The organism is Streptomyces sp. cf386, assembly GCF_900103585.1.
Classification (GTDB): domain Bacteria; phylum Actinomycetota; class Actinomycetes; order Streptomycetales; family Streptomycetaceae; genus Streptomyces.
The window spans coordinates 204208-222931 of record NZ_FNHV01000015.1; the positions used below are offsets into that span (position 1 = coordinate 204208).

Annotated in this window: 17 protein-coding genes; 3 read left to right on the top strand and 14 right to left on the bottom strand. The window is 72.2% G+C overall.

Features of this window, described 5'->3' with window-relative positions; translation table 11 throughout:
- Positions 1 to 38: 38 nt before the first annotated feature.
- The 14 genes from BLU79_RS33520 to BLU79_RS33585 all read right to left on the bottom strand — a co-directional run bounded on the left by BLU79_RS33520 (position 39) and on the right by BLU79_RS33585 (position 14250).
- Positions 39 to 1529: a DUF4192 domain-containing protein gene (locus BLU79_RS33520; RefSeq protein ID WP_093909737.1), complete on the bottom strand. Its 1491-nt coding sequence runs from the start codon at positions 1527 to 1529 to the stop codon at positions 39 to 41.
- A gap of 76 nt (positions 1530 to 1605) precedes the next feature.
- Positions 1606 to 2571, bottom strand: coding sequence for a Gfo/Idh/MocA family protein (locus BLU79_RS33525; protein WP_093909738.1), 966 nt, complete (start codon positions 2569 to 2571; stop codon positions 1606 to 1608).
- Positions 2571 to 3956, bottom strand: coding sequence for an NDP-hexose 2,3-dehydratase family protein (locus tag BLU79_RS33530; RefSeq protein WP_093909739.1), 1386 nt, complete (start codon positions 3954 to 3956; stop codon positions 2571 to 2573). The genes BLU79_RS33525 and BLU79_RS33530 overlap by 1 nt, the downstream gene beginning before the upstream one ends.
- Entirely contained in the window at positions 3953 to 5257 is a 1305-nt protein-coding gene (rfbH, locus tag BLU79_RS33535; protein ID WP_093909740.1) for a lipopolysaccharide biosynthesis protein RfbH, read from the bottom strand. Before rfbH ends, BLU79_RS33530 begins: the two co-directional genes overlap by 4 nt.
- A 72-nt stretch (positions 5258 to 5329) precedes the next feature.
- Positions 5330 to 5905: a dTDP-4-dehydrorhamnose 3,5-epimerase family protein gene (locus BLU79_RS33540; protein ID WP_093909741.1), complete on the bottom strand. Its 576-nt coding sequence runs from the start codon at positions 5903 to 5905 to the stop codon at positions 5330 to 5332.
- A 40-nt stretch (positions 5906 to 5945) separates the two neighbouring features.
- Positions 5946 to 6545, bottom strand: coding sequence for an NADPH-dependent FMN reductase (locus BLU79_RS33545; RefSeq protein ID WP_093909742.1), 600 nt, complete (start codon positions 6543 to 6545; stop codon positions 5946 to 5948).
- Positions 6546 to 6550: 5 nt separating this feature from the next.
- Complete coding sequence (locus BLU79_RS33550; RefSeq protein WP_093909785.1) at positions 6551 to 7324, bottom strand: cyclase family protein; 774 nt, start codon at positions 7322 to 7324, stop codon at positions 6551 to 6553.
- A 5-nt stretch (positions 7325 to 7329) separates the two neighbouring features.
- Positions 7330 to 8700: an FAD-dependent monooxygenase gene (locus BLU79_RS33555; RefSeq protein WP_093909743.1), complete on the bottom strand. Its 1371-nt coding sequence runs from the start codon at positions 8698 to 8700 to the stop codon at positions 7330 to 7332.
- 10 nt (positions 8701 to 8710) lie between these two features.
- Positions 8711 to 9481, bottom strand: coding sequence for an SDR family oxidoreductase (locus BLU79_RS33560; RefSeq protein WP_093909744.1), 771 nt, complete (start codon positions 9479 to 9481; stop codon positions 8711 to 8713).
- A gap of 79 nt (positions 9482 to 9560) precedes the next feature.
- On the bottom strand, positions 9561 to 9827 hold the full coding sequence (locus BLU79_RS33565) for an acyl carrier protein (protein WP_093909745.1): 267 nt from the start codon (positions 9825 to 9827) through the stop codon (positions 9561 to 9563).
- A gap of 52 nt (positions 9828 to 9879) precedes the next feature.
- The gene (locus BLU79_RS33570) at positions 9880 to 11163 is read right to left on the bottom strand and encodes a ketosynthase chain-length factor (RefSeq protein WP_093909746.1); all 1284 of its coding nucleotides are present in this window, start codon (positions 11161 to 11163) and stop codon (positions 9880 to 9882) included.
- Entirely contained in the window at positions 11160 to 12428 is a 1269-nt protein-coding gene (locus tag BLU79_RS33575; RefSeq protein ID WP_093909747.1) for a beta-ketoacyl-[acyl-carrier-protein] synthase family protein, read from the bottom strand. The genes BLU79_RS33570 and BLU79_RS33575 overlap by 4 nt, the downstream gene beginning before the upstream one ends.
- Complete coding sequence (locus BLU79_RS33580; protein ID WP_093909748.1) at positions 12425 to 13294, bottom strand: thioesterase II family protein; 870 nt, start codon at positions 13292 to 13294, stop codon at positions 12425 to 12427. Before BLU79_RS33580 ends, BLU79_RS33575 begins: the two co-directional genes overlap by 4 nt.
- Before the next feature lie 137 nt (positions 13295 to 13431).
- Complete coding sequence (locus BLU79_RS33585) at positions 13432 to 14250, bottom strand: AfsR/SARP family transcriptional regulator (RefSeq protein WP_093909749.1); 819 nt, start codon at positions 14248 to 14250, stop codon at positions 13432 to 13434.
- Between the two features lie 213 nt (positions 14251 to 14463).
- Here BLU79_RS33585 and BLU79_RS48410 point away from each other — a divergent pair, with 213 nt between their 5' ends.
- From BLU79_RS48410 to BLU79_RS33595, 3 genes are all read left to right on the top strand, one after another.
- Complete coding sequence (locus BLU79_RS48410) at positions 14464 to 14607, top strand: hypothetical protein (RefSeq protein ID WP_177001275.1); 144 nt, start codon at positions 14464 to 14466, stop codon at positions 14605 to 14607.
- A gap of 78 nt (positions 14608 to 14685) precedes the next feature.
- Complete coding sequence (locus BLU79_RS33590) at positions 14686 to 16965, top strand: TOMM precursor leader peptide-binding protein (protein WP_143052543.1); 2280 nt, start codon at positions 14686 to 14688, stop codon at positions 16963 to 16965.
- Between the two features lie 59 nt (positions 16966 to 17024).
- Positions 17025 to 18608 (top strand): SagB/ThcOx family dehydrogenase, encoded by a 1584-nt coding sequence (locus BLU79_RS33595; protein ID WP_093909750.1) that lies wholly within the window; start codon positions 17025 to 17027, stop codon positions 18606 to 18608.
- Positions 18609 to 18724: the final 116 nt, after the last annotated feature.

Genomic DNA, 18724 nt, shown 5'->3' on the forward strand with positions numbered 1-18724 from the left:
GACAGAGCACGGCCTGCCGCAGCCTCCATGACGGCGGCTCACGTATCCCCCTCGGCACCCGCGTTCTTGGCACGCACCCTGTCCGGACGGGTCCCACTCCGACCCACGCCTGCCTTTTTCTGGGTGCGCGGAGCCGTGCTCTTCCGGGTCCGCGCACCCGAACCCGCGGGGTGCCGACCTCGGCGACGAGCACCCGCAGCAGACGTCCGCCCAGTGCTCACCGCCCCACTCCCCATCGGCTCTTCGACGTCCTCCGGCTCTCCGACTCCCTCCGGTTCTCCGACACCCTCCGTCAGGTCGAGCCGCCCGGCGTCCCGCTGGTCGCGGCCCACGCGTTCCGCACGCAGGCAGCGGCGGATCGACTCGGGGTCCAGACCCTCATTGCAGGCCTGATGCAGGAGGCGGGCGAAGAGGTAGTCGGAGTCGGCGCCGAGTGCCATGGCAAGGGCTTCTCGGGCCTCCAGGTCGTCGCCGGTGGACCAGGCGACCCAGCCGACGAGTGTGAGGGGTGCCGCGGCGTGCTCGCCGTACGGTCCGACACAGCGGCGGGCCAGCGCTCGCCAGAGCCGGAGGGCGGGATCGGCCTCGTCGCCCTCCATCCACTCGGCCGCCCGGTCACGGGTCGCGCGGTCCTGCAGGCCCAGAATGAGGCTCGCGGCTTCGTCATGGCCGAGCAGTTCGTCGTCGCGGAGATCCGCGGTGAAGGTCCCGGACGCGGGCGGTACCTCGGCGAACCGGCTCATGAGGCGCTCGGCCAGCCGCAGCGTGTCCTCTGCCACGCCCGCGCGGGTCGCCTCGTCGAGGATCCTGGGGACCAGCGCCATGCCCGCGGTGTCCAGGGCGATCTCCTGCTCCAGGGCGGCCGCGGTCTCCCAGGGCAGCAGCCTGGCCCGCAACTCGCGCAGCGTGCCGCGCACCTGAACTCCGGCGTAGGTGGCCGCGGCGGCCAGCACGGACGTACCAGGAAGGCCCATCGGCCGGCCCTCGGGCGGGCAGCACTCCTCCCTGTCGCAGCAGTAGGACCAGTAGCGCCCGTCCGAGATGCACAGGGCCTCGATCACCGGTACGTCCAGGCTGCCGCAGGCGATGCGCATCTTCTGGGCCAGTGGCCGCAGCCGTTCCCTGACCTGCCGGCCCGTCTCCCCCGTCGCCGGTTCCTGGCAGAGGAAGGCGACCATCTGCTCGGGCCGGGCTCCTCTGCGCTCGCTGCCCCTCACCAGGCCGTCGGCCAACTGCCCGGCGGCCGAGTCCCAGTCGTCCGCGCTCGCGGGAATGCCGAGCCGTGCACGGCCGCCGAACCGGCCGCGGCCGTCCCTGTCGTGCAGGGCGACGAGCACGATGCTGTCCTCGGGGCGGTACCCGAGGAGATACGGCAGCGCGTCGGCCAGTTCGGCCGGGGTGCGCAGGGTGACCTGGTGCTCGGCGGGGTGCCCGTCGTACGCGGTGCGGTCGGGGCGGTCGGCCTGGTGTTGGTCGGTGCCCCTGGTGTCGTCGTTTTCGGGCGATCCGGTCGTTTCGTGATGCGTCATGCGCAGACGATCTCGCGGATCGCGAAGTTCCGGTTCGCCCTGTGGATAAGTCCGACCAGGGACACGACAACGCGAGTTACTTCGGCCGTCGAGCCCGGCGACGTACCTCGTCGAGCAGGACCGCCTGGCACAGGCAGTCGCCGTCGGTCGGGTCGCCGCGCCGTACCGCGGTGACGAAGGCGCTGACGGTGTTGGCGACCTGATCGTCCGGCGCGAGCCGGAGTTCCTCGGCGCCGAAAGGCCGCTCGACACGTACGAGCGGATGGTGGTCGGCGGGCGGTGTGAAGGCATGGTCCAGGACGATGCGGCCCTCGCTGCCCCACAGTTCGTAGCCGGAACGGTAGGCGTGCTCCAGGCCGAAGGAGAGCTGGGCGCTCACCCCGGCGCGGGTGTGCAGCAGTACGGCACCGGATGTGTCGACTTGTCGTCCCGGCCCGTGGGTGAGCACGGCACCCGCCACCTCCAGATCGGGGCCGAGGAAGTGCAGGGCCGCACGCAGCGGATACACACCCACGTCGAACAGCGCGCCACCGCCCAGTTCCGGCTGGTGGCGGATGTCACCGTCCGGTCGGCGCGGGACGGCGAAGCAGGCGTGAAAGGCACGTAGTGGGCCGATCGCCCCGGAGTCCACGAGGCGCCGTACAGCGGCGTGCTGCGCGTGGTGGACGAACATGACGTTCTCCATGAGGACCAGACCGCGGGCCCGGGCGAGCGCCATCAGCTCCTCGGTGCGGGCTCGTTCGGTCGTCAGGGGCTTCTCCGCGAGCACATGCTTGCCGGCCCGCAGGGCTGCCTCGACCCATTCGGCGTGCAGCGCGGCGGGCAACGGCACGTACACCGCCTGCACGTCGTCCAGCTCCAGCAGCTCCGCGTAGCCGCGCACCGGCCGACAGCCGTACGCCCTGGCCACCTCCGCGGCCTTCGTCCCGTCCCGGCTCGCCACGGCGGCGACCTCGACGCCGGACGCGGTCGCCATCGCGGGCAGCATGCGGCGCAGCGCGATGTCCGCGCAGCCGATGACGCCGATGCGCACAGGGTCCATCAGAGCCTCGACCCCATGGCGTTCAGGCAGGCGAGGAGCGTACGGGCCTGGACATTGACGTAGTGGCCGTGCCGTACCAGGGCGGTGAGCTGGCCCGGTGTCACCCAGCGGTAGCCGGGCGGCGGATCGAGCGGCACCTGCGTGTCGTCGACCTCCAGCACCAGGTAGCGGCTCTCGGCCCGGAGGAACCGGCCGCCCTCCTCCGAGTGCACCGCCTCGTAGCGGATCCGGCGTGGATCGGCGGCGGTCACCAGATCGAGGAAGGGCGGGCGCCGCGCCGGGGCGAGATGGGTGTAGTTGCTCGGCGTGTACTGGACGGTCGGCCCGAGCTCGACCGTGTCGAGGAAGCCCCCCTCCACCCTGGCGTGCGCCAGGACGTGCGGGACGCCTCCGATCCGGCGCGTGAGGAACGCGGTGACACCGAGTCCGCGCGGCTCGAACAACGGCTGTGTCCAGCTCCCGACCTCCCGGTTGCCGGCCTCGACCGACACCGCCACCACCCGGAAGTAGCGGCCGTGCTCGTGCTCGATGCTGTCCGTGCCGCGTACCCAGCCGGACACGCTGCCGAGGGGCATCGGTTGCGCCCGCACCTCGTGCCGGGACCGCTCCGCGGTGATCCAGGACAGCAGTTCGGTGTCGGAGTGCAGCGCCGTCGGCTCGCGGTCCGCGAACGGCAGGCAGGCCAGGACCGTGCGGGAATCCATGTTGACGACGTTGTCCCGGTGCAGGAGTTCGGCGATCCGGCCGAGGGTGAGCCAGCAGTAGTCGTCGAGCAGGGGGACCTCGCCGTGTGCTTCGACGATCATGTTGCGGTTCGCCTTGCGGTAGAACCAGGACCCGTGCTCGGACTGCAGGACGTCGGCGAGCACCCTGCCACGGGCCGGTTCGGTGAAGTACTCGACGTATTTGACGTCGGCGCCCCGGTGCACCTTGGTGTAGTTGCTGCGCGTGGCCTGCACGGTCGGGGAGAGCTGGAGCAGCGGGCGGTTTCCCGGTTCCATCTTCGCCTGCATCAGAAAGTGCAGTACTCCGTCGAATTCCTTGGCGAGGATGCCGAGGATGCCGACCTCGGGCTGTCTGATGATGGGCTGCTGCCACGCGCCGTCCCCGCCCTGGCCGAGGGTGACGTGCAGTCCCTCGACCGTGAAGAAGCGCCCGCTGCGATGTCCCAGGTTGCCGGTGCCCGGGTCGAACGACCAGCCGTCGAGGTCGGCGAAGGGGATCCGGTCGACCCGGAAGGCGTGGGCCCCGGCCCGCTCGGCGAGCCAGGCGTCGACGTCCCGGCCGTCGAGCCCCACGCTGCTGTGCGTGGCCGCCGACCGGGCGAGGCGGGCGGAGAGTGCGGTGTCCTCGCGGGGAGCGAGAAGGGGGGTCGCGACGGTCATCCGCGCTCCCCCACGAACTCCTTGATGGAGGAGACGACGTAGTCGATCATCTCGTCGGTCAGGCCCGGATAGACACCGACCCAGAAGGTGTGCTCGGTGATGATGTCGCTGTTGGTCAGATCGCCGACCACTCGGTGCGGCTGGTCCAGGTAGGCGGGGTGCCGGGTGAGGTTGCCGGCGAACAGCCTGCGGGTGCCGATCTTCCGGCCTTCGAGGAAGTCGACCAGTTCCCGCCGGGCGAAGGGGGCCGCGGGGTCGACCGTGAGGGCGAAGCCGAACCAGCTCGGATCGCTGCGCGGGGTCGCCTCCGGCAGCACGAGGTGCGGCAGCCCGTCCAGTCCCTCGCGCAGCCGACGCCAGTTGTGCCGTCGCGCCGCGCAGAACTCGTCGAGCCGGGCGAGCTGGGTGAGGCCGAGTGCGGCCTGGAGGTCGGTCGCCTTCAGGTTGTAACCGACGTGCGAGAAAATGTACTTGTGGTCGTAGCCGTCCGGGAGCGTGCCCATCCGGTAGTCGAAGCGCTTGAGGCACTTGTTGCTCTCACCGGGCTCGCACCAGCAGTCCCGTCCCCAGTCGCGCAGCGACTCCACGATGCGGGCCAGCGCCAGGTTCGAGGTGAGCACACAGCCGCCCTCCCCCATGGTGAGGTGGTGGGCCGGGTAGAAGCTCACGGTCGACAGGTCCCCGAAGGAGCCGGTGGGCTGTCCGTCGTACGTCGAACCCACCGCGTCGCAGTTGTCCTCGATGAGGAACAGATCGTGTTCCGTGGCGAGCCGGGCCATCTCCGCCACGTCGAAGGGGTTGCCGAGGGCGTGCGCGATGATGATGGCCCGGGTCTTGGGGCCGATCGCCCGCGCGACGCGTTCCGCGGTGGTGTTGTACGTCCGCAGGTCGACATCGACGAAGACGGGGACCAGGCCGTTCTGCAGAATCGGGTTGACCGTGGTGGGAAAGCCCGCCGCGACGGTGATCACCTCATCGCCCGGACGCAGCCGGCTGTCGCCCAACTGCGGCGAGGTGAGCGCCGACACGGCGAGCAGATTGGCGGATGATCCCGAGTTGGTCAGATGCGCCTTGCGGCGGCGCAGCTTGCGGGCGAAGAGCGACTCGAACCTCCGTGAGCTGCGCCCGGCCGCGATCCGCAGGTCCAGTGCCGCCTCGACCAGGGCCGTCCGGTCGCTCTCGTCCAGCACCGCACCGGACGGCCAGATCTCGGTGACGCCGGGCACGAAGCCGCCGTCGCCCTGTTGTTCCCTGTGGTACGCGCGGACCCCATCCAAGATCAACGCTCTGCTGTCGCTCATCCGCGACTCCCTCCTGTTCCGGTGTCCTGTTCCGGTCCTGTTCCGGTCCGTTTCCGTGGCCCGTGCACCGCTTCAGCGCACGTCCTGCCACCTGGCGAGCAGCCCCGCGGCTGCCGCGTCCGCCGCGGTGGGCGCCCCGGCGTCCTTGGCCGACATCACCGGCGGCTCGTCGAAGCCCCAGGGAAGCGCCAGTTCGGGATCGAGCGGGTCGATGTCGATCTGGGTTCCGGGTACGTGCGCGCTGGACAGCACGTAGCAGATGCAGGTGTCGTCGCTGAGGGCGAGGAATCCGTGTCCGACGCCCTCGGGTACGTAGACGCACCTTCCGGATTCCGCGTCGAGGTCGTTGCTGGCGTACTCGCCGTAGGTGGGTGACCCGAGACGCAGGTCGACCACGATGTCCCGGAGGGCACCGCGTACGCATGAGACGTATTTCGCCTGGCCGGGCGGCACGGACACGCTGTGAATGCCGCGGAGCGTGTTGCGCCGTGACACCGAGAAGTTGATCTGCCGTACCGCGAAGGGGCGGCCGGTGACCTTCTCCAACTCGTCGACGCGCAGGGCCTCGTGGAAGGATCCGCGGTCGTCCCGGAAGGGCTCCGGGGTGATCAGGAAGGCACCCGGAACGCTCAGCTCTTCGGCGTGCATGGAATCTTCGCTCCGGTTCTCCGGCTCTGCGAGATCGGCATCAGGCTTCGTACGGGCGCCGCGCCCTGGCCTCGCGCAGCGCGGACGCCCACCAGGCGAGCTGGTCGAGCAGTTTCTTGGCCGCGGCCTCGGCCCCGGTGGGGTCCTTCGGGCCGCCGTCGACGTCGAAGCACTCCCAGACGTTGTGGAAGCTGACCCCGTCCCGGACGGTCGTGGCGTGCAGTTCCGCGAACACGAGACGGAGTTGTTCGACGGCTCGCAGGCCTCCCGACATTCCGCCGTACGAGACGAATCCGACCGGCTTCGCCCGCCACTCGGCGCGGAAGCGGTCGACGGCGTCCTTCAGCGGTGCCGGGAAGCTGTGGTTGTACTCGGGGGTGACGACGACGAACGCGTCGGCTCGGTCCAGTCGTGATCCCAGTGCGGTGGTGCGGGGCCCGGGTGCCTGGCCGGGCGCCGGGAACTCCTGCTCCAGCCGGACCTCGGCGAGGTCCACCACATCGATCTCGACATCGGTGCGCCCGGCTGCCTGGGAGGCGAACCAGCGGGTGACTCCGGCGCCGAACCGGCCGGTGCGCGTGCTGCCCACGATCAGCACCAGCCGGAGCGGGGCCGCAGGGGACTCAAGGTCCTGTGTCATCGCGCTCACTCCTCGACCAGGGCCACGGCGCGGGCCCAGCCGGCGCCGGAGCCGACCAGTTTCACGGGGAGGCAGGAGACGGTGTATCCGAAGTCGCCGGGCAGCGCGTCCAGGTTGTGCAGCCGCTCGATCTGGCAGTACTCACGGCGGCGTCCGGCGAAGTGGGCGGGCCACAGCACCGATCGGTCCCCGGTCTCCTGGTAGCGACGGATCATGTGGCCGAAGGGCGCGTCCAGGCTGAAGGCGTCGGTGCCGATCACCTTCACTCCGAGGTCGAGCAGGAAATCGGTCGCCTCCCCGTCGAGCCCGGTGAAGTCGGTGAAGTACTTCTGTGTGCCCACGTAGGCCGAGGCGCCGGTGTTCAGCAGCACGATGTCGTACGGCTGCGGGGTGCGCCCGATCCGGGCGATCGCCTTCTCCAGCACCTCGACGCCCGCGGCACCGACCGGCTGGTCGCGCAGGTCCAGGCGGACGGCCGGGCGGTGGAACCAGTCGAGCGGCATCTCGTGGATGTGCCGCGGGGTGCCGTAGGAGGCGGTCGATCCGTAGTGCGAGGGGGCGTCGACGTGGGTGCCCGTGTGGCTGGTGAGGGTGAAGGTGTCCAGCGAGAGCAACTCGCCGTCGGGCAGCACCGAGGGGTCGAAGTCGATGCCGAAGTGCGCCTTCATCTCCTCGCTCATGTGCCGGGCGCCCTCGGCCGGGGTGAGGATCTTGTGCTCCACCGGATCGGGTTCCCACGCCGCGGCGTCCACCGGGGAGGAGAGGTCGATGAGGTGCATGGGGGTCATCCCTTCCTTGGTGCCGTCTTGGCCGGGTCCGTCGGGGACGCCGGTCGTGCGGCTCGTGCGGTTCGTACGGCGGTTTCCGCCGGGCGCGCCGCGGGGGTGGTGGTGAACAGGTCGGTCCGCACCTCGACCGGGGTGCGGCCGAAGGCGACCTTGTCGGTGATCCGCACGCCGAGGGGGCTGTGCCGGATCAGCCGGGCGACAGTGGAACGCAGCAGGTCGGCCGCCGGCCCGCCGGCCCCGAACATGCCCTTGGCCTGCATCTGCTGCATCTTCATCACGGAGTTCACGGCGGGCGTCCGCGCGTCCACGAAGGGGGCGAACCGCTCCTTGGAGGTGTCGCCGTCCGCAAGCGCCCGCAGCAGTACGGGGTGCAGCACCGCGGCGTCCTGGAGCGCCAGGTTGATGCCCTGCGCGCCCAGCGGGCTGTGGGTGTGGGCGCTGTCGCCGACGAGGACGAGCCCGTCCCGCGTCCACTCGTCCGCCTTGCCGGCGAACACGTCCAGCAGCGAGAGGTCGGAGAGTCGGCCGATGCCGTCCTCGATGAGGTCCGCGAACTGCGGCAGGGCGGCGGCCAGTTCGCGTTTGACCTCGTCGACGCCCCGCGCGGCGATCCGCGGCCAGCTCTGGTGCGGCAGGGTCCAGCCGATCTGCAAACGGTCGGGGTGGGAGTCGTGCACGAGCACGGGGCTGTGTCCGGTGCGGTGCACCCGGACCCGGCGGGTCTGCCGCTCCGGCGCGTCCAGCTTGAACCACAGCACGTCGTGCCGGAACGCCTCGACGCGCCCGGCGTCGATCCCGGCCAGCGCACGTGTCTTGGAGAAGCGGCCGTCGGCGGCGACGACCACCGCGGCGCGCACCCGACGGCGCCCGCCCGGTCCCGCGGCGACGGCTCCGGTGACCCGGCCCGTGTCCTGGATCAGCCCGCTGACCCGGTGGCCGTCGAGGTAGTGGAAGCCGGGCAGGGTGCGGCAGGCCGCCAGCAGCGCTTCCAGCACATGGCGCTGCGGCACCGCCAAAAGATGGTCGTACGGGGGCGGCAGGCGCCGGTAGTCGATGTCGAGCAGCACGCGGTCGCGGTCGACGAGCTGGAACCCGTCGAGCTCGCAGGCGCCGGCGCTGCGGATCGCGGCGAGCACGCCGAGGCTGTCGAGGATGCTCTGGCCGCCCGGCTGGAGGATTTCCCCGCGGAACTCCCGTTCCAGGCGGGTGGACTTCTCCAGGAGCGTCACCCGTACGCCCGAGCACAGCAGCATCAGGGAGAGCGCCAGACCGGCCGGGCCGGCGCCGACGACGCAGACGTCCGTCTCCGGGAGGTCGTCGACCGGTGCTCCGGGGTCGCGGGGCGGATGCGGTTCCGGTGTCGTCATGACGGCCCCCTCACCCGGCCACCAGGCCGAGGCCGCCGTCGGTGACGAGGACCTGGCCCTGGAGCCAGGCGGCCTCGTCGGTGCACAGCAGCGCGACGGCGTCGGCGAGGTCCTCGGGGGTGGTCAGGCGTCCGCCGGGGGTGCGCCCGACGATCGCCTTGGCCACCTCCGCCGGTACGCTCCCGTCGCCCTTGTCGACCTTCGCGGCCGACACCGCGTTGACGGCGACGCCCCGGCCGGCGAACTCCACCGCGAGGTAGCGCACCAAGGACTCCAGTGCCGCCTTGGCGATGCCCGCCGAGACATAGCGCGGCACGACACGGCGGGCACCCGCGCTGGAGATCGCGACGATGCGGCCGGGGCGGCCGGCCATCAGCTCGGCGAGCCGGGGCGCCCCGGCGAGCAGCGGACGCAGGGCGACGGCGAGTGAACGGTCGACCGTGTCGGGCGCGGTGCCGAGGGTCGCCGACGGCCGGAAGTACGAGGTGTTGTGCACGAAGATGTCGAGGCCGCCGAGGCGTCGCTCGGCCTCGTCGAACAGGCCGTCGAGCGCGGCCGGGTCGGTGATGTCGGCGCGTACCGCGGCCGCGGTGCCCGGCAGTCCGGCCAGTGAACGGACGGCTTCGGCGGCGCGCGCCTCGTCGTGGGCGTAGTTGAGCAGCACAGTGGCACCGCAGGCGGTCAGCTTGCGGGCGACGGCGAGCCCGATGCCCCGGGTGGCCCCGGTCACCAGGGCGGTGCGGCCCGTGAGGTCCGGTGCGGTGGGATGGTGCGTGGTCACGCTGCGACTCCTCCGGCTGGGACGGTCGTGGATGCGGCGGGCAGGTCCTTCGGCGGGCCTGCCCGGTGCGCCGTTCGGGTCAGGCGGTCTGCTGGGCGCTGAGCGCCCCGTTGACCAGGTCGAGGTACTGGCGGGGGGTCTCGACCTCGGTCACGGCCTCCTCGTCGAGCAACAGGTCGTGGGTGACCTCGATGCGTCCGGTGGTCTGGAGGATGGCCAGCGAGTCGTAACCGAGTTCGACGAAGGGGACGTCCAGCACGTTGGCGGACAGATCGACGGTCTCGTCCTCGCCGGCGCATTCGCGCAGCAGGGTGGTCAGGTCGTCCAGGGTCAACTGCAGGGGCATGGTGTCGGTTTCTCCTTCTCGCGTGCGGTGCGCGGGGCGGTTGCGGGCAGGGTCAGCTGGCGGCGCGGACGACCGCGGCGGCGTTGAATCCGCCCCGGCCCCGAGCCAGTACGAGGGCGGTGCGCAGGGCCAGCGGGCGCGGGCGTCCGGTCACCAGGTCGATGGGGCAGTCCTCGGCGGGCGCGGTCACGTTCACGGTGGGCGGCACCACCTGGTCGCGCAGGGACAGCAGGGCGGCGGCGAGGTCCAGGGACGCTCCGCCCGCCGAGAGCCGGCCCGTCATGGTCTTGGGCGCGGTGACGGGAACGCCGTTCGGGCCGAACAGGTCGGCCAGCGCCACCGCCTCGGCACGGTCCTGGTCCCGCTCGCCGGCCGCGTCGGCGAAGACGACGTCCACCTCGTCACCGGCCGCTCCCGCGTCGGCGAGGGCGAGTTCGGCGGCCCTGCGCAGCCCGGAGGGGTCGCTCGGGTCCGGGTCGAAGGTGGCCGCGTATCCCGCGACGGCGCCGTAGGGCCGGGCGCCGCGGGCGTGGGCCGAGTCCGCGTCCTCCAGGACGAGCAGGGCTCCGCCCTCGCCGACGACATGGCCGTCGGCGTCGGCCGAGAAGGGCAGATAGGCACGGTCCGGGCGGTCGCCGGTGCTCATGCGGCCTCCCGCGATGTGGGCGGCCCAGCCCCACGGGCACAGCGCCGAGTCGACCCCGCCGGTCACCACCAGCCGTACTCCGCGCCGCAGTTGGCGGCGCGCCTGGGCGACCGCGTCGAGGCCGCCGGCCTGCTCGGTGACCAGCACGCCGCTGGGTCCGCGCAGGTTGTTGCGGATGGAGATCTGACCGGTGTTGACGGCGTAGAACCAGGCGAAGGACTGGTAGGCGCTGACGTGCTGACCGCCCTTGCTCCACAGGGCTTCGAGCTCGCGCTGGCCGAACTCGAACCCGCCGGCCGAGGCGGCGGTGATGACGCCCGCGCCGTACTCGGGGAGCTCTTCCAGGCCGATGCCGCTGTCCCTCAGGGCCTCCTCGGCGGCGACGAGGGCCAGCCGTGTCATGCGGTCGGTCTGGGGCAGCAGCCGGCTGGGGATCAGGTCGGCGTCGACGAAGCCGGGCACCTCGCCGGCCAGCGACGAGGGATAGCGGCCCGACTCGAACCGGCTGACCGGCCGGATGCCGCTCTCGCCGCGCAGGACGGCCTCCCACCAGACCGGTGTGGACAGCCCGTTGGGGGCGGCGACGCCGATCCCGGTGACCACGGCGCGGTCGGCGGGTGTGCCCCGGCCGCTCGGCGCGCTCCCGTGCGGCGCCGCGGACGGGAGGTGTGCGGGGGCGGTGGTGCTCATGCCGTCTCCTTCGAGCGGGGGCTGGTGAGGACCATGGCGCTCTGGAAGCCGCCGAAGCCGCTGCCGACGCTGAGGACGGTGTCGATGCGCTGTTCCCGGGCGGTGATCGGGGTGTAGTCCAGGTCGCAGGCCGGGTCGGGTTCGTGCAGGTTGGCCGTGGGCGGCACCGTGCCGTGCTCGATGGCCAGGGCGCTCGCGGCGACCTCCAGCGAGCCGATGGCGCCCAGTGAGTGGCCGATCATCGACTTGATGGAGCTGACCGGCACCCGGTGCGCGTGCTCGCCCAGGCTCCGCTTGAACGCCGCCGTCTCGTGCCGGTCGTTCTGCTTGGTGCCGGAGCCGTGGGCGTTGATGTAGTCGATCGCCGTCGCGTCCAGCCGGGCCTCGTCGAGTGCGACGCGGATCGCCTCGGCCATCTCCCTGCCGTCGGGGCGCAGACCGGTCATGTGGTACGCGTTGCAGCGGCTGGCGAAGCCGGAGATCTCGGCGTAGATGTGCGCGCCCCGGCGGCGGGCGTGCTCGATGTCCTCCAGGACGAGGACCGCGCTGCCCTCGCCGAGGACGAACCCGTTGCGGGTGCGGTCGAAGGGCCGGGACGCCGTGGCGGGGTCGTCGTTGCGGGGCGAGGTGGCCTTGATGGCGTCGAAGCAGGCCACGGTGATGGGTGAGATGGGTGCCTCGGTGGCCCCGGCGATCATCACGTCCGCGCTGCCCTCGCGGATCAGCTCGGCGGCGTGCCCGACGGAGTCCAGACCCGAGGTGCATCCCGTGGAGATCATGGAGACCGGTCCGCGGGCGCCGGTGAGCACGGCGACCTCGGCCGCCATCGAGCTCGGTACGAAGTAGTCGAAGAGGTGCTCGACGGCGAGCGTGTGGTCCACGTGCCAGTCGGATCCGCCGCGGCTGACGCGGTTGTACTGGACGTCGAGCCCCATGGTGCAGCCGACCGCGCTGCCCAGCGCGACGCCGGTGCGCAGCGGGTCGAGGTCCGCGTCCAGCCCGCTGTCGGCGACCGCCTCGCGGGCACTGGTGAGGGCGAACTGTGCGGCCCGGTCGAGGCGTTCGGCCTCCTCGGAGGTGAAACCGTGCTCGGCCGGGTCGAAGTCGACCTCGGCGGCGATCCGGGAGCGGAACGGCGAGGCGTCGAAGAGGCTGATGCCCCGGGTCGCGGTGCGTCCGGCGGTCAGCTGCTCCCAGAACGCCTTGGTGCCCACCCCTCCGGGGGCGACGACGCCTATTCCGGTGATGACGACACGACGGTTCATCGGCTGTCCCTTGTGGCTGTCCCCATGGGCATGGGTGATCTCCTGCTGGTTCCGGTGTGGTGGGGGCCGCGCGGAGCGCCGTGCGCCGGCCGGTCCTGCGGGATCGGTACGGGCACCGGTGCGGTGCGCCCCGCGAAACGGGTGAGGGTGCGACAGGCCCGGCCGAGCAGACGGGGCAGTTCACGGTCGCGGAGGAAGAAGTGGTCGCCGGGAAGCACGCGCTCGACGAACGCGTCCGTCGTCCACTCCCGCCAGCCGGCCATGACGCCGGGTCCGGCGATCGGGTCCCGCCGGCCCGCGACGGCCAGCAGCGGGACGCCGAGGGGCCGGGTCGCGGCGCCGCGCAGGGCGCGGGCCAGCCGCAGGTCGTCACGGAGGACGGGCAGCACGGCCCGGTACCAGGTGCCGCCGGGCCGGGCGCCGGGCGGTACGGCACCGAACGACGAGAGCATCGCGACCAGTTCGGTGTCGGAGGCCTCCGCGCTGTCGGCTAGGGGGGTCACGGCGTCGGGCGGCGGGCAGGCGCCGACGGCGACCAGGGCGGGTGCGGGAAGTCCGGCGTCGGCCAGTGCGCGGGCCAGGCTGTAGGCGACGAGGCCGCCCAGGCTGTGTCCGTACAGGATGTAGGGGCGTGGTGGGACCGGCAGCGGGCCGAGCGAGCGCAGCAGGTCGGCGATGAGTGCGGGGCGTTCGGTGAGCCGGGGCTCGTCCCGGCGCTTCTCCCTGCCGGGGAGCAGCACCGGCCGTAGCCCCATCGCGGGGTCGGGCCGCTGCCGCCACCGGTGGAAGGCGGACACGCCTGCCCCGGCGTGTGCGAAGCAGTACACCGGCACGGGCTCGTGGTCCCTCGCCGCTTCCCCCGTCATGAGTCCTCCTCGGCCTGCCGGTTCTCGTGTGCTCCGGATACCGGCAAGCCTGGTCGACGGGCCTCGAACGGCACTTGAGACGCTCAGGACCTGCGCGGCCTCCGCCCCGTGCAGGTCCTGGTCCGCGGGCCGGTCACTCAGGCGGCGAAGGGCTGGAAGGCGGGTGCCTGCCGGACGCCGGGGACGTCGAGCGCCGGGTCGGCGGTGAGCACCGCGTGGTGCACTCGCTGCAGCTGGGTGGAGGGTTCGAGGCCGAGTTCCTCGACGAGCCGGCCGCGCAGGGCGTGGTAGACGTCCAGCGCCTGGGCCTGGCGCCCGCAGCGGTACAGCGCCACCATGGCCTGCGAGTGCAGTCCCTCGTGCAGCGGATGGCGGGCGACGAGCGCCGTCAGCTCGGTGAGCAGCGCGGCGTGCCGGCCCCTGGCGAGGTCCGCGTGGATGCGCAGTTCCAGTGTGCCGAGCCGGCTCTCCTCCAGCCGTACGGTCTCGACCTCCAGGATCGTGCCGGCCCGTACGTCCACCAGCGCCGGGCCCCGCCACATCTCCAGCGCCTGCCGCAGCAGGCAGGACGCCCGCTCGTTGTCCCCCGCGTCGAAGGCCGTGCGTCCCTGCTCCACCAACTGCTCGTACACGTGGGCGTCCAGCGCGTCCGGCGGGGTGCGCAGCAGATAGCCGCCGTGGCTGGTGACCAGGATGTCCTTGGCCGTGTGCGGGGAGTCAGGTCCGAGTGCCGCGCCTATGCGGCGGCGCAGCTGAAGGATGTAGGTCTGCAGGGTGGTCAGCGCGCTGCGCGGGAGCTCCGTTCCCCAGATCTCCTCCATCAGTGTGGGGACGGGCATGATCCGGTTCCGGTGGAGGGCCAGCAGCGCGAGGATCTGCCTCGGCTTGCCGGCGGTGGGCACGATCGAGCTCCCGGCGAGTTGAGCGTCCAGCGGTCCAAGAACCTTGATTTCCACGACGTTTCCTCCTGCTTGAACGGTGGATCAACGCTGACACCGGGGCCGGAACGACCACCAGTGCGGGCGTCCTCAAGGCGGAGTGAATGTCGCCATGGGTGACCCATGAAGACTTCATGGACGACGCGTGACGACCGCACTGGCCGCACCGACGGCCTGCTGGGGATGCTTCTGCTCGTCGCTTTCCCCACCTCGTCACTCAGGAGCACACCCATGAACAGGACGACCACCGCCCCCACCTCCGTGTCCCCCGCCTGCGGCGACGACCTGGTCCTGGAAGACCTGGCGCCGCAGGCCACGGAGGAGTTCCAGCCCGGTACCTGCATCTGCTGGGTCGAGGACCGGTTCGACGCCTGACGCCGGCCCACCGCCCACCGCAGAACGGGCGGTCCGGTCTCAGCGCAGTGAACTCGTCCGGGCTTTTCAGGGGGGAACGTGAACAACTCGCCGGCCACCGCACCGTGCCTCGCCTTCAAACCGCATCTGACGGCGGAGGTGGTCCCGGACGAAGGGGCGTACCTCGTGTCCGAGCGCGGGGTGAGCGCGCTGCGCGGAACCGGGGTGACCGCCCTGGTGCCGCTGCTGGACGGGACCCGCACCCGGGACCAGGTGATCGCCGAGGCCTCCGCCGCAGTGCCCGAGCAGACGGCCCGCACGGTCCTCGACCGGCTCGATGACGCCGGTCTGCTCGCGCCGTGGGAGTCCGCCTGCCAGGACCGCGCCTCCGAACTGGCCTTCTGGGAACTGGCCGGCATGGACGCCCCCGCCGCCGTGCGGCAGACCCGCGCCGGTACGGTCGGCGCCCTGGCCGCCCGGGCCGGGGCGGCGGAGGTGCCGGAACTGGCCGACGCGCTGAGGGCGGCCGGGCTGCGGCTGCACTCGGGCAGCGGACGGCCCGAGCTGGCGGTGGTGGTCTGCGACGACTACCTCGACCCCGCGCTGGCGGAGGTGGACGCCGCGCACCGCGCCGCGGGCACCCCCTGGCTGCTGGTCCGCACCGGGGGCGACAGTCCCTGGATCGGCCCGGTGTTCCGGCCGGGCGAGACCGCCTGCTGGCACTGCGCCGCCCACCAGCTGCGCCGCAACCGGCCGGCCGAGGCGCACGTGGACCGGTCGCTGGGCCGACGCGTGGTGCTGCCGCGCTCCTCGCTGGCGGCGGGCCGTGCCCTCGGCCTGCATCTGGCCGCGCTGGAGGCGGTCAAGTGGCTGGCCGGCTACCGCTATCCGGGCCAGGACGCCATCTGGACCCTGGACAGCCTGGGCCTGAACGGGCGGCGCCATCCCCTCGGACGCCGCCCGCAGTGCCCGAGTTGCGGCACCCCGGACCTCGTCACCCGGCGCACCGACGCCCCGTTCGTCCCCCGCAGCCGTGCCAAGGCCGACCAGGACGCCGCGGGAGACCGGGCCCTGACACCCGCACAGGTCATGGCCGAGTACGGGCATCTCGTCGACCCGCTGACCGGGGTCGTCAAGGAGATCCGCCGGGACCGGCGCGGTCCCGAGTTCCTGAACTGCTTCCACGCGGGCCACAACCCGGTGGCCCGTCCCAGGGGTCTCTCGTCGGTCCGGGCCGGGCTGCGCAGCCACAGCTCGGGCAAGGGCACGAGCGAGCTCAACGCCCGGGTGAGCGCGCTGTGCGAGGCGCTGGAGCGGCACAGCGGCTACTTCCAGGGCGACGAGCCGACGCTGCGGGCCAGTTGGCGGGAGCTCTCCGGAGAGGCCGTCCACCCGGACACGGTCCAGCTGTTCCACCCACGGCAGTTCGCCGACCGGGAACAGTGGAACGCCGCCCATGCCCCGGCGCACCGGGTGCCCGAACCCTTCGACCAGGACGCTCCGCTCGACTGGACGCCGGTGTGGTCGCTGACCGCGAACACCCGCCGGCTGTTGCCGACCGCCCTGCTGTACTACGACGCGCCGGGCGGCCCGGGTGCCCGGTCCTGCCTGGCGAACTCCAACGGATCGGCGGCGGGGAGCAGTGCCGAGGACGCCCTTGTGCAGGGGTTCCTGGAACTCGTCGAGCGGGACGCCGTCGCGCTGTGGTGGTACAACCGCACCCGTCAACCCGGCCTGGACCTAGGCGCGTTCGGCGACGCCTGGGTGTCCGGGGTCCGCGACGCGCACGCCCGCCTGGGCCGCGAGGTGTGGGTGCTCGACCTCACCAGCGACCTGGGGATTCCGGTCTTCGCCGCGTTGTCCCGCCGTACCGGCACCCGCACCGAGGACATCTCGCTCGGGTTCGGCGCCCACTTCGACCCACGGATCGCGCTCCGCCGGGCGGTGGCCGAGCTCAATCAGATGCTGCCGCCCGTCGTGTCGGCACCCGGTGACGGCACGGGGTACGCCTGCGACGAGCCGGCCGCGCTCGACTGGTGGCGGACGGCCACGGTCGACGGCCACCCGTACCTGGTGCCCGATCCGCGCGCGGCGGTGCGCGCCCCCGGCGACTTCGTCCACCACGACCGCCGCCCCGACCTCCTCGACGACATCCGCACGATCGAGGACCTGACCCGCGCCCACGGCCTGGACCTGCTCGTGCTCGATCAGACCCGGCCGGATCTCGGCCTGCCCGTGGTGAAGGTGATCGTGCCCGGACTGCGCAGCTTCTGGGCACGGTTCGGTCCCGGCAGGCTCTACGACGTCCCCGTGCGCCTGGGCCGCCTCGACACCCCCATCCGCTACGAGGACCTCAATCCCGTTCCGCTCTTCCTGTGACCCATCTCCACCCGGCTCTCCCCTCGCCCGCTCCCCCTGTCGTACAGATCGGTCCCTCCATGCCTGGCAGCCGCACCTCGCACCCGCTCCGGACGCACTACGACGTCGTGGAGTTGTGGTCGCTGCGCCAGGACACGCTGGTGGAGTTTCCCGACGACGGCGAGGGCGACCTGGTGCTGATGACCCGCTGGGGAGACGTACGTCTGCCGGGCCCGGACGACACCCTGTGCCAGACCGTGGAGCGCATGTCCTACGGGCCGGTCTCCCTGGGCAACGTGGTGCCCGGGTTCGGGACGCCCGGCAGCGGCGCGGAGGCGGCCCGGCTCGCCCGGGCGCTCGACACCCTGCAGTCCGTCGTCGTCAGATCCCTGGCCACGGACACCGGCCGGCTGCTGTTGTCCGTGGTGCCGATCTCCGCCGACGCGCGTTTCGTGCCGCGGGAGCCGCGGGACGACGTGGTGCACCGGCTCTCCCGTTTCGCGTCGCTCCGGGTGGAGGAGGGCGGGCTGTGCATCGAGTCCCCGCTGTCCGCGGTGCGGGTGTCGCTGCACGACGTCCTGGCCGCGTGGCTCGCGGTCTGCTTCTCGCGTCCGACCTCGGTGCGCGAGGCGACCGCACTGCTGGGGGTGCCGGTGAGCACGGTGCGCTCCGCGGTGGGGTATCTGGCCGAGGCCGGACTGCTGGTGCGCGGGGAGCCGCAACAGTCGGGCGACGGCTGGGAGTTCGCGGAGGACCGGGATCCGGCGTTGGTGGACTGGTCCCCCTTCGACCTGATGATGCACGCGCGCAGTCGGCTGGGCCGGCACGACGGCCCGTCGGGCGCCACCTACGAGCCGGGCGCGACGACGAGCCCCGAACCGGCCGTCCTCCCGCCCCGCCGGGCGGGCACCACCGCACTCCCCTATCCCCGCCTGGAACAGGTCCTGGCCGAGGATCCGCCGGTCACGCTGGCGCTGGAAGCACTGTCGATGGTGCGCAGTTACGGTGACCATCCCCTGACACTGGCCCAGCTGGGCAAGCTGCTGTACCGCTGCGCCCGGGTCCGGTCGCTGGTGGCCGACCCGGCCGGCGACCCGTACGCGCCGCTGGTCACCGACCGCCCCTACCCGAGCCTCGGGGCCACGTACGCGCTGGAGCTGTATCTGACGGTCAGCCGGTGCGAGGGCCTCGACCGCGGTTCGTACCACTACGACCCGGTCCACCACACGCTGCGCCGGGTCGAGGCCGAACCGGTCCTGGTGGACTCACTGCTGGCCCAGGCGCAGGAGACCGCGCAGCTGACCGGCGAACCGCCGTTGCTCATCACCACGACGGCCCGGTTCCGCCGCGCGACCCGGAAGTACAGCGGCTTCGCCTACAGTGCGCTGCTCAAGGACGTCGGCGCGCTGCACCAGACGCTGTATCTGGTGTGTACGGCCATGGGGCTGGCCCCGTGCGCCCTGTCGACCGGCGACAGCGATCTGGCGGCGCGTGCCCTGGGCCTGGACTGGCGGACCGAGTCGAGCATCGGCGAGTTCGTCCTCGGCACGCTGCCGACGGCCCGTGAGGACCGGCAGGAACGGGTGGTCCCGGTCAACGGATCGGACTGGCGCCGGCGTTGTGTGGAGGCTTTGCGGCGCATCGTCGAGCAGGTGGCGCGGTGACCCGTACGCGCTCTCCATAATCCCTGCGCAGGACACTAAGCTCCCCCTTGGGCTTTGCACAGGGGGTGGGCGAGCGCGGTGGGGCCGTATTCGGCCGGCACGTGTCGGGTCCAGCT

Excerpts from the sequence above, each read along its gene's own strand:
- BLU79_RS33520 (WP_093909737.1), bottom strand. The coding sequence starts at position 1,529 with ATGACGCATCACGAAACGACCGGATCGCCCGAAAACGACGACACCAGG.
- BLU79_RS33525 (WP_093909738.1), bottom strand. The coding sequence starts at position 2,571 with ATGGACCCTGTGCGCATCGGCGTCATCGGCTGCGCGGACATCGCGCTG.
- BLU79_RS33530 (WP_093909739.1), bottom strand. The coding sequence starts at position 3,956 with ATGACCGTCGCGACCCCCCTTCTCGCTCCCCGCGAGGACACCGCACTC.
- rfbH (WP_093909740.1), bottom strand. The coding sequence starts at position 5,257 with ATGAGCGACAGCAGAGCGTTGATCTTGGATGGGGTCCGCGCGTACCAC.
- BLU79_RS33540 (WP_093909741.1), bottom strand. The coding sequence starts at position 5,905 with ATGCACGCCGAAGAGCTGAGCGTTCCGGGTGCCTTCCTGATCACCCCG.
- BLU79_RS33545 (WP_093909742.1), bottom strand. The coding sequence starts at position 6,545 with ATGACACAGGACCTTGAGTCCCCTGCGGCCCCGCTCCGGCTGGTGCTG.
- BLU79_RS33550 (WP_093909785.1), bottom strand. The coding sequence starts at position 7,324 with ATGCACCTCATCGACCTCTCCTCCCCGGTGGACGCCGCGGCGTGGGAA.
- BLU79_RS33555 (WP_093909743.1), bottom strand. The coding sequence starts at position 8,700 with ATGACGACACCGGAACCGCATCCGCCCCGCGACCCCGGAGCACCGGTC.
- BLU79_RS33565 (WP_093909745.1), bottom strand. The coding sequence starts at position 9,827 with ATGCCCCTGCAGTTGACCCTGGACGACCTGACCACCCTGCTGCGCGAA.
- BLU79_RS33570 (WP_093909746.1), bottom strand. The coding sequence starts at position 11,163 with ATGAGCACCACCGCCCCCGCACACCTCCCGTCCGCGGCGCCGCACGGG.
- BLU79_RS33575 (WP_093909747.1), bottom strand. The coding sequence starts at position 12,428 with ATGAACCGTCGTGTCGTCATCACCGGAATAGGCGTCGTCGCCCCCGGA.
- BLU79_RS33580 (WP_093909748.1), bottom strand. The coding sequence starts at position 13,294 with ATGACGGGGGAAGCGGCGAGGGACCACGAGCCCGTGCCGGTGTACTGC.
- BLU79_RS48410 (WP_177001275.1), top strand. The coding sequence starts at position 14,464 with ATGAACAGGACGACCACCGCCCCCACCTCCGTGTCCCCCGCCTGCGGC.
- BLU79_RS33595 (WP_093909750.1), top strand. The coding sequence starts at position 17,025 with ATGCCTGGCAGCCGCACCTCGCACCCGCTCCGGACGCACTACGACGTC.